The sequence below is a fragment of the Pseudomonadota bacterium genome (genome assembly GCA_030860485.1).
GTDB lineage: Bacteria > Pseudomonadota > Gammaproteobacteria > JACCXJ01 > JACCXJ01 > JACCXJ01.
This window is the reverse complement of the sequence record JALZID010000067.1, coordinates 1-9,055: the sequence shown is the minus strand read 5'-3', so window position 1 is coordinate 9,055 and position 9,055 is coordinate 1. Positions and strand designations below refer to the sequence as shown.

Here is a 9,055-nt window from a genome sequence, read left to right as displayed (position 1 = left end):
TCGCACCAACTCATGATCGCCTCGCGGCAGAAACCGCTATCCCCCCGCAGGACGATCCGCACCTCGGGCCAGGCCGCCCGCACCTGCGCTACGATCCGGGAAAGCTCCTCGACGCACCCGGTGGCAGGTTCCTCATCCGCCTCCCGCAAACGCGCGCAGAGCAACCGATCCCCGCAAAAGAAATACAACGGCAGATAGCAATAGTGGCCGTAATACCCGTGAAAGAAACGCCCTTCCTGATCCCCATGTAGGGGATCATCGGTCGCGTCCACATCGATCACGATCTCCTTCGGGGGGACCGCATGGGACTCGACGAAGACCTCCACCAACAACGTATCCATCGCCTCCGTCCGGGCGACGATCTTGTAACGGTCCTCCTTCCCCGCTTCCTTTGGCTCAGCTCCAGCCGGTTGAGCGTGCTCTTCCCCGCCAGCGCCTTGCCCCGGTCCTCCGCCCGCCGCCTCCCCGCACCGCTCGGGTCTTCCTTGTCCGCCAAAAGCCCCAGCAAGGCGTCGTAGCGTAGGGTATCGTGATCGCTGAGGTCTTCGTACCCGAGCGCTTGGCGCCACCCCGTGTTCGGACGCTGTTTTGTCGGAACCCGATGAAGCCGTCCAACCTACAAAACGCTTAAGGCGGAAAGGTTGGGCGGAAGCCGCTTTTTGGCGTTCCGCCGTATGGCTACCCGGCCGAAGCGACCCGTGCGGCGGATCGCCCTGCGGGCATCCGCCCTACAGATGCCATCCTTCCAATCGGGATGGAGACGGCGTTATCGATGGCACGGCTGGGAGTAGCGGCGAACGCAATGCGGCGGAACGCCCACCAAGCGGCCTTCCGCCCTGTCGCTGTGAACCAACGCCTGATGAGCGTAGTGCGGGAAATGCGCACGCTACGTTCGGGGGGAGCCGGGGGCGGGTGATTGGTTCCGGCGACCCGGCGGGTGCCCGTGAGAGGCATCCCTGCCGCAAGTTTACTTGGTTTTCGGGGGGGTCTTCTTAGGTTCGGGCTGCTCGGGGTCCGTCAGATCCGATAGACTCTCGGCGAGCAGCTTGCCCTTGTAGCTCGGTAGCAGGTACACCCACTCGGCCACCTTGGCGTTGAGGGTCGCGACTTCGTCGGCTACCGAGGGCTTGGCGGGTTCGGGGGCCGGGACGTCGGTCTTCGGCGCGTCCGGGGGAGCAGTCGGCGCCTCCGGCGCTCCCGCCGGTTTCTCGGCCGCGGCAGCGGCCGGTGTCGACGCGGGCGCTTGGTCCGCGGCAGGGGCAGGGGTAGGGGGGGTCTTCTCGGGCTCGGCCGCGGCCGCGGCATCGTAGGAAAACTCGAAGACGGCGTGGTTCTTGTCGTCGATGACTGCGCTCTGGACCACCGCCACCAGGCCATCGAAGCCGCGCAGGGTGGTGACCGTATGCCCCTGGGGTAACTCGAAGCCGGCCCGTTTCTTAACGTCATCCAGGCGCAGCTGCTCGAGCGCGTTGGCCAGATCGTTCAAGGTAAGCTGGGACTTGAGCTTCGCGCCCTTGGGCAGATCGGCGAGCACGAAGTCCTTGTCCTTGGGCTCCTTCTTGAAGACCCGGACGGGCTTATCACCGGCCTTCTCAATGGTGATCTCGCGGATCCGCTCGGGGGCGATGTTCAGGAGCTCGCGCTCCATCCATTCCACTGGATCGGCGCTGATCTCGACCGGGCCTCGCACCAACCACGCCTGCGGCTCGGCGGGACGGCGCACATAGGTCCCCGCGGGCCCGCCACTGCGTGGTTTGCCGACCAGGAGCGCGGCCAGCGGTTTGGATTGCCCATCCGCGAGGCTCACGAGCACCGAGCTCGAGGGCTCGGCATCGATGCCCTCGACGCCGAGGCGCGGATACAGTTCCTTGTTGGTGGTCTTGGGCTCCAGGACCTCGAGGTCCGCGACCGCGACGACGGTGGCCTTGACCTTGTCGAACAGCGCCGGGTATCCGCCGCGGTCTTCGATCACCCAGCGCTCGCCGTCCTTGCGCACGGTGGTGTGCCGATCCTTGGACTTGACCTCGATGCGCGCCACGTCGTTGATGTGCTCCGCGAGCCCCGGAAAGAGCGCGCTTTGCGCGAGCTCGGACTCGGGCGCTCGCTGCTTGCTCACGAACACGGCGGCCGCCACCGCGAGCGCGGTGGCGATAGAGAACGCGAAAAAGGCCGTCTTGCGCATGGTTCAGGCCGCCGTGCGGCGGGCGCGCCACACCCCGGCGAGGGCGGCGCCGAGCCCGATCAAGATCGGGATGAGGGCGATGTTGATGAACTTGAGCCAATCCCCCAGGCGCTCGATGTTGCGGCGCAGGTCGTGCTGAACCGCGCGCAATTCCTTGCGGGTCTTGAGCTGCTCGCCCCGGAACGATTCGATCTCGCTTTTCTGCTCCGCGCTCAGGAGCAAGGTGCTGCCCTCGCCCTTTTCGCGCTGCAGGTCCTGGATCTTCTTCTCCGTGTCCTTGAGCTTGTCTTGCAGCCCCCGCTCCCGATCGCGCAGCCTGAGCTCGGCGTCGCGCTGGATGGACTCTACCTTGGTGAACGGCCGGGCATACTCGCCGCGACTGCGCAGGCTGATGAGGTCGTCGTTTCCGCCCAGGTTATCGAGTGCGTTGATCACGAAGTTGGCGTTGTCGGCGATCGCCGAGGGGACGTTGAGCCCGAGGAAGTCCTGCATCTGGACCCAGAAGCGATCAGCCAATAGGTCGGTATCGCCGACCACGATGACGTTGACCGGCCCTTTGGATTCCGCGATGAAGTCTTTATCGACGCCATCGGCATCGACGCCATCGGCGGATGGGGCGGGATCGGCGGCATCGCCCTCGGCCTTCTTGCCCTCGGCCTTCTTGGGCCTGCCCTGCGGAAAGGCGGTCTTGACCATGCCGCTCAGGCGCGCGGCCAGGACGAGCGATTCATCGCCCGGCTTGAAGCCTTGCATCAACGCGGCCGGGTCGCGCGAGAACATCACCGTATCGCGGTCCACGAGCATGGCCTTCTTACCGGTCGACAAGAGTGGCGTGAATTCCGTCTTGGCGTCCTTGACCGGCTGGAGCACCCCGGCGGTCCCGAGGTTCAGCTGGCCCAGCTCGTTGGTCACGAAGTCCCGGCGGTTGAGATTGCCCTCCCGCAGTCGCAGCCACGGCAGGTATTCGATCTGGCGCGGACCCGAGGGCCCTTGGTAGGTCACGCGGATCGCGGCCTCGATGTCGGCGGCCAGCTTGTCCTCGACGAGCTTGAGCCCCCAGCGCTCGAAGAGATCGGGGAGGTTCGAATCGAGCTTCGGCAACGCCGCCGGGTTCTGCGGATCGGGGGTCGAGCGGTCCTCCTCGGCATAAGGGTCCACGAACACCATCGCCTTGCCGCCCTTAAGAACGAACTGATCGATGGCGTAGCGGGTGCCGTCTGATAGCGCCTTGGGATGGACCACCACGAGCGTGTCGATGTCCTTGTCGACGGCCGCCACCTCGGTGCCCAGCTCGCGGATCTCGAAGGACTCGCGCAGCATCGTCGCGAGTGCAGAGGGGCCGCCGCGCGCGCCGCCCGCCATGCGCATCGGATCGCCCATGACCGGCAGGGTCGTGATGAGCCCGATGACGCGCTTTTTGGGGTGGGCCAGGTTGTACACGAGCTTGGTCACCTCGTATTCCAGGGACTGTTCCTTTTCCGGCGAGATGAAGGGGATCACGGCGCGGTCGTCCGCGGAGCTCGTGCCCACGAGCCCGAGATAACCCCGATCGCCGCTGCCGCTTATCGGTAACTGGTTGACCCCGTTGGCCACCGCCTCGTCCTCGGCCTCGGAGAAGGGCTCGGGATCGATGACGGTGAGCGTGAGCTTGCCCCCGGCCTCTGCCATGTACTCGTCGAGAAGGTCGCGCACCCGGTTGCCGTGGCTCTGCAGGGTGGGGATCCCCTCGAAGAGCTTGGCGGAATAGAAGAACCGGAGCGCGATCGGCTCATCGAGGTCCTTCAATATATTGCGCGTCCCCTTCGAAAGGGTGAAGAGTCGATTCTCGGTGAGGTCCAGGCGCCACGCGGTCATCGTCTCGCCCGCCAGGATGTTGATGGCGAGGAACAAGCCGACGGCCAGCACCAGCCCCCCGCGCGACAGAGAACGACGTGTCATGGCGGGTCCCGCCTAGCTCGCCTTGCGGGCATCGATGGCCACGGTCGTGGCATACAGCCAGAGCGCGATCAGGCTCAGGAAATAGACCAGGCTGCGCATGTCGATGACGCCCTTGCGGATGGCCGCGAAATGGGTGAGGAAGCTGAAGTCGCTGATGGCGTCGAGCAGCACCGGGGGCACCCAACCCGAAAAGAAGTCGAGCACCATCGGGAAGCCGCTCAGGATGAAACCAAAGCACACTACCACGCTGACCACGAAGGCGATCACCTGGTTCTTGGTGAGCGCCGAGATACACGAGCCGATGGCCAGGAACGCCCCGGCCATGATCAGGCTGCCGAGATAGGCCGCGACGATCACGCCGTTGTCGGGGTCGCCCAGATAATTGACCGTGATCCAGATGGGGAAGGTCAGCATGAGGGCTACGGCCGTGAAGCACCAGGCGGCCAGGAACTTCCCGAGCACCGCCTCGGTGAGCGACACCGGCAGGGTCATGAGCAACTCGATCGTCCCGGTCTTGCGCTCCTCGGCCCAGAGCCGCATGCACAGCGCCGGAATGAGGAACAGATACAGCCACGGGTGCCACTGGAAGAAGGCATCGAGATCGGCCTGGTTGCGTTCGTAGAACCCGCCCAGATAGAACGCGAACACCCCCATCAGCAACAGGAAGATCACGATGAAGACATAGGCCACCGGGGTCGCGAAATACGCCCCCAGCTCGCGCTTCAAGATCACCACCGTGTTGTTCATGGTAGGTCCGCCCGAGGCCCCTCCCGGCCTTCGGGTATAAATGTATCGTCTCGGTAATGGGCGGTGATGGTCCGGAACACCTCGTCGAGACGCCCCGCCTCGACCGTGAGGCCATCGATCTCCCAGCGCCCGGCGCGGGCCGCTTCGGCGATCTCGGCGAGGATCGAGGCACCGTCGCGGGGCATCGCCACCAGGCTCACCTGGCCGTCCGTGACCGCTCCCTCCTCGACTCTTACCACCCCGGCGAAGGCCTGGATGCGCCGCTTGGCCGCCGCCGCGGTACCGGATCGCACGACCAGTGACACCGCGTTGTGGTACTCGGAGCGCGCCGCGAGCTCGGCCGGGGTGCCGGAGAACAAGACCCGCCCGCGCCCGATGATCATGACACGGGTGCACACGGCATCGACCTCCTCGAGGATGTGGGTCGAGATGATGATGGACTTGTCGCGCGCCATGTCATGAATGAGGGTCCGCACCTCGTGCTTCTGATTCGGGTCCAGGCCGTCGGTGGGCTCGTCCAGGATCAGCACCTCCGGGTCGTGCAGGAGCGCCTGGGCAAGCCCGACGCGGCGCTTGTAGCCCTTCGACAGGGTCTCGATGCGCTGCCCCATCACCCCTTCGAGGTGGACCTTTTCGATCACTTGGGCGATCCGCCGCTGGGCCTCGCTGCCCTTGAACCCGCGTACCTCGGCGATGAACTCCAGGAAGCCGCGCGGCGTCATCTCGCCATACAGCGGCGCGCCCTCGGGGAGATAGCCGAGCCTGCGCTTGGCCTCGATGGGCTCTTCCACGACGTCATGGCCGTACACCTTGGCGTATCCGCCGCTCGGTTCCAGGAAACCCGTGATCAACTTCATGGTCGTGGATTTCCCGGCGCCGTTCGGCCCCAGGAACCCCAGGACCTCCCCTTGCTCGACGGTGAACGAGACGCCGTTGACGGCCGTCAAGGCGCCGAAGCGCTTGGTCAGTTGGCGGACTTCGATAGCGTGCATAGAGCCCATTGGTCCATAGAACCATTCGTTGTGCAGCCCCGTCTTGGGTCTCCACCGCGGGTCTCGACCGGGACAGGCACCCCCGCGGTACGCCCGGCCGGCGACGGGCGGACATTCTGCCGAATATTGCGGTCGCGTCAACACCACCCCCGGGGAGAGGGTCTAGTAGTCAGTCAAGATGATTCAAACGGGCACGTCATTCCGGCATGGATTGCCGGAATCCAGAGCACATGGACGTAGGTGCTGTCCTGCATCCTGGACCCCGGCAATCCCTGCCGGGGTGACGAATCGCCTCGATTTAACATGACTGACTACTAGGACACAGGACGCAGTGCCCCCATTTCGCGACGCTTCCCTGCTCGCCCCCGCACGCCGTCGACGTCCCCGCTCGGGCTTTACAACGGTCGCTCCCGGTAGCACCCTGTCGGGATGCCGATCGACACGCAATCCGACCTCATGGTGGAGCGGGAGTTTCGGATAGCACGGGTCGAGAATGACCGACTGATAGATGCGCTCCTGCGCCAGCCGCTCGATGCGACGCCCATCTGGCTCATGCGCCAGGCCGGGCGTTATCTCCCCGAATACCGGGAGACGCGACGCCGGGCCGGGGACTTCATGACGCTCTGCAAGACGCCGGATCTGGCTTGCGAAGTGACCCTGCAGCCCATCCAACGGTTTCCGCTCGATGCGGCCATCCTGTTCTCGGACATCCTGACGATCCCCGATGCCATGGGGCTGGGACTGAGCGTGCAGGAAGGCGTGGGGCCGAGGTTCGAGCGCCCGGTGCGCTCGGGGGCGGAGATCCGCGCCCTCGGGGTCCCCGATCCCGAGGACCGGCTGCGCTATGTCATGGACGCGGTGCGCCTGAGTCGCCAGGCGCTCGCTGGCCGCGTCCCCCTGATCGGCTTCGCCGGCAGCCCCTGGACGCTCGCGACCTACATGGTGGAGGGCGGGAGCGGCCACGATTTCCGACGCGTGAAGGGGCTCCTATTCGAGGCACCCCGACTGCTGCACGAGCTGCTCGACAAGCTGGCGCGAGCGGTGACGGCCTATCTCAAGGCCCAGGCCGAGGCCGGCGCCCAGGTGCTCATGGTCTTCGATACCTGGGGTGGGGTGCTGTCCACGCATGCCTATGAGGAGTTCTCCCTGCGTTACCTCGCGGAGGTGGTCGCGGGGGTCAAGGCGGCCCCGGCGCCGCCACCCGTGATCCTGTTCACCAAGGGCGGGGGCGGGTGGATCGAGCCGATCGCGGCGACCGGCTGCGAGGCTGTGGGACTCGACTGGACCCAGGACCTCGGGGCCATGCGGCGCCGCGTGGGCCACCAGGTCGCGCTACAGGGTAATCTCGACCCGCTGGCGCTCTACGCCCCCCCCGAGCGCATCCGGGCCGAGGTGAGCACGCTGCTGGCGAGCTTCGGCGCTGGCAGCGGCCATGTCTTCAACCTCGGCCACGGCATCGAGCCCGACACCGATCCGGAGCACGTGCGGGTGCTCGTGGACGCCGTGCACGAGCTCAGCGTGCCCTATCATTCCGGGGTTGAACCATTCGGAGTCGAATGATTCCGTCGGAGCTCCGCCACGGCTTTCCCGATCACGAGCCGGCGCCGGCCACGGTCCTGGACGTGAAGGGGCTCAACTGCCCCCTGCCCCTCCTCAAGTGCAAGGTCGCGCTGAACCGGCTGGCCGCGGGGCAGGTGCTGCACATCCTCGCGACGGATCCCATGGCGTCGCTCGACTTCCAGGCCTTCTGCGCCCGCACGGGCCATGAGCTGGTCCACATGAGCGAGCAGTCGGGCGTGTGGGAGTTCCTGATCCGCAAGACGTCGATACCGAGTTGACCGTGCTCGCCGAGGATGAGCGCGTACCCAGAATCGCTGTAGAATTAGCGCCGATGTAGCGATCGATAGACATTGGGGAGCCTTGAAATGAACCGAGCCATCGAAAGAGAGCTCCGCAAGCAACTCAACCGGCTGGCGCCCGACCAGCAGCGCCGAGTCTTGGAATTTGCCCGTACCTTGGCGGCTGCGACCAGGGTTACCCTTGACGCGGTCTACTACACGCAAGGGCTCGTGGACGTGATTGACAGCCCGGATCCGGCAGCGGCACTCGCGTTCTCACTGGTATGCGAACCAGGGCTATGGGCGCATCCAAACCCTACCGGCCTTCGATCTCGACGCAATGGAGCGCGCCTCGCAGAAGGCATAGCTTGGGCCGCAGAACAACACGACGATGCCAGATAGACCGGAGGACAACGTGTCGAGGCCTCGGCGAGGCCCATTGTTTGTCGGGAGACCGCATGGAGCGACGCGCGGCGAGTCGCTGCCGTCTCATCGTCGACACGGCCGATAAAGGCGCTTTCTGCGCCGCACAAAAAGCCCACCAGAAGGTGGGCTTGATCGCACTCTTGCGGAAGGATCACTCGCGGGTTCCTGTCGAGAGGCGGCCACTGCTCGAGCGCTGAACGGTGGCCGGGCGCCCTTGCAGGTAGGGCCTCCTAAAGGTCAAATTTCTTTCCTGAGGATGAGACGATTCTCTGAACGCTCATGAGCTTCGAGTAAAGAAGAAGAGCGCCCCGAGGGCGAGGACGAGACAGACCACCGGGGCCAGGGTCAGAAGTTCTGAAGACATGTTGCTTCCTCCTCGCGAGGCAAGGCTACGACAATAGACCGGGGACGACCCCCGACCGCCTGCCCAGCGCATGCAATACGGGCATCTACTTAAGTATAGCTCACGGAAGGGTTGCGTTCGCGTGGAGCCACGGAAGAGAACCCAACGCACGCGTCATGGAGGTACTCGTGGCCGAGTTGGACCCGGCCCGCGCGACTGTCGGGCCCAGGCGTCGTGTTAAGAGGCGCGCGGGGGAAGTACGTCTTCCGCATCATGCGGATCGCGTCAAGAACCTAAGGGGGGCGGGACCGGCGTTCGCTCGTTGCGTACCGTGCGGCACCGCAGGCATCGACGTCATGATCTGTCGACGTCGGCCTTTAGGCACCGATCGTATCCTCCTACGCGGCATATAGAGCGGCATAATGCCCCGGATTGACGCCGTGGCATACTGCAGCTCATAGGTAAGAGGTGAAGTACCAGCGTTAATTGAACACCCAAGTTCCAGCGTTAGTTGAACACTCGGAGTGTGGATTGGGTTAGTGCATCATTCTTTCTGTAATTTTGTTGGTGAGCCTGTGGAGCTTGTGGG

Annotated in this window: 7 protein-coding genes; 2 read left to right on the top strand and 5 right to left on the bottom strand. The window is 65.0% G+C overall.

Translation table 11 applies throughout. From position 1 onward, the window contains the following. The 5 genes from M3461_04015 to M3461_03995 form a co-directional block, all read right to left on the bottom strand. On the bottom strand, nucleotides 1–341 hold a 341-nt coding region (locus M3461_04015; GenBank protein MDQ3773586.1), incomplete at its 3' end, for a transposase. A gap of 626 nt (nucleotides 342–967) precedes the next feature. Next, a complete protein-coding gene (locus M3461_04010) occupies nucleotides 968–2,182 on the bottom strand; it encodes a DUF4340 domain-containing protein (protein MDQ3773585.1) in 1,215 nt (404 codons plus the stop codon). A 3-nt stretch (nucleotides 2,183–2,185) separates the two neighbouring features. Beyond that, nucleotides 2,186–4,120: a Gldg family protein gene (locus M3461_04005; GenBank protein MDQ3773584.1), complete on the bottom strand. Its 1,935-nt coding sequence runs from the start codon at nucleotides 4,118–4,120 to the stop codon at nucleotides 2,186–2,188. Nucleotides 4,121–4,132: 12 nt separating this feature from the next. Next, on the bottom strand, nucleotides 4,133–4,867 hold the full coding sequence (locus tag M3461_04000) for an ABC transporter permease subunit (protein ID MDQ3773583.1): 735 nt from the start codon (nucleotides 4,865–4,867) through the stop codon (nucleotides 4,133–4,135). Next, the gene (locus M3461_03995) at nucleotides 4,864–5,859 is read right to left on the bottom strand and encodes an ABC transporter ATP-binding protein (GenBank protein ID MDQ3773582.1); all 996 of its coding nucleotides are present in this window, start codon (nucleotides 5,857–5,859) and stop codon (nucleotides 4,864–4,866) included. Before M3461_03995 ends, M3461_04000 begins: the two co-directional genes overlap by 4 nt. 477 nt (nucleotides 5,860–6,336) lie before the next feature. Between M3461_03995 and hemE the strand changes: the two genes are divergently transcribed. Next, nucleotides 6,337–7,419 (top strand): uroporphyrinogen decarboxylase, encoded by a 1,083-nt coding sequence (gene hemE / locus M3461_03990; GenBank protein MDQ3773581.1) that lies wholly within the window; start codon nucleotides 6,337–6,339, stop codon nucleotides 7,417–7,419. After that, nucleotides 7,416–7,697 carry a sulfurtransferase TusA family protein gene (locus M3461_03985; GenBank protein MDQ3773580.1) on the top strand — a complete coding sequence of 94 codons (282 nt, stop codon included), beginning with the start codon at nucleotides 7,416–7,418 and terminating at the stop codon, nucleotides 7,695–7,697. The genes hemE and M3461_03985 overlap by 4 nt, the downstream gene beginning before the upstream one ends. Nucleotides 7,698–9,055: the final 1,358 nt, after the last annotated feature.

What these genes read in the sequence shown, in the direction of transcription:
- M3461_04010 (MDQ3773585.1), bottom strand. Translation starts at nt 2,182, where the DNA reads ATGCGCAAGACGGCCTTTTTCGCGTTCTCTATCGCCACCGCGCTCGCG.
- M3461_04005 (MDQ3773584.1), bottom strand. Translation starts at nt 4,120, where the DNA reads ATGACACGTCGTTCTCTGTCGCGCGGGGGGCTGGTGCTGGCCGTCGGC.
- M3461_04000 (MDQ3773583.1), bottom strand. Translation starts at nt 4,867, where the DNA reads ATGAACAACACGGTGGTGATCTTGAAGCGCGAGCTGGGGGCGTATTTC.
- M3461_03995 (MDQ3773582.1), bottom strand. Translation starts at nt 5,859, where the DNA reads ATGCACGCTATCGAAGTCCGCCAACTGACCAAGCGCTTCGGCGCCTTG.
- M3461_03985 (MDQ3773580.1), top strand. Translation starts at nt 7,416, where the DNA reads ATGATTCCGTCGGAGCTCCGCCACGGCTTTCCCGATCACGAGCCGGCG.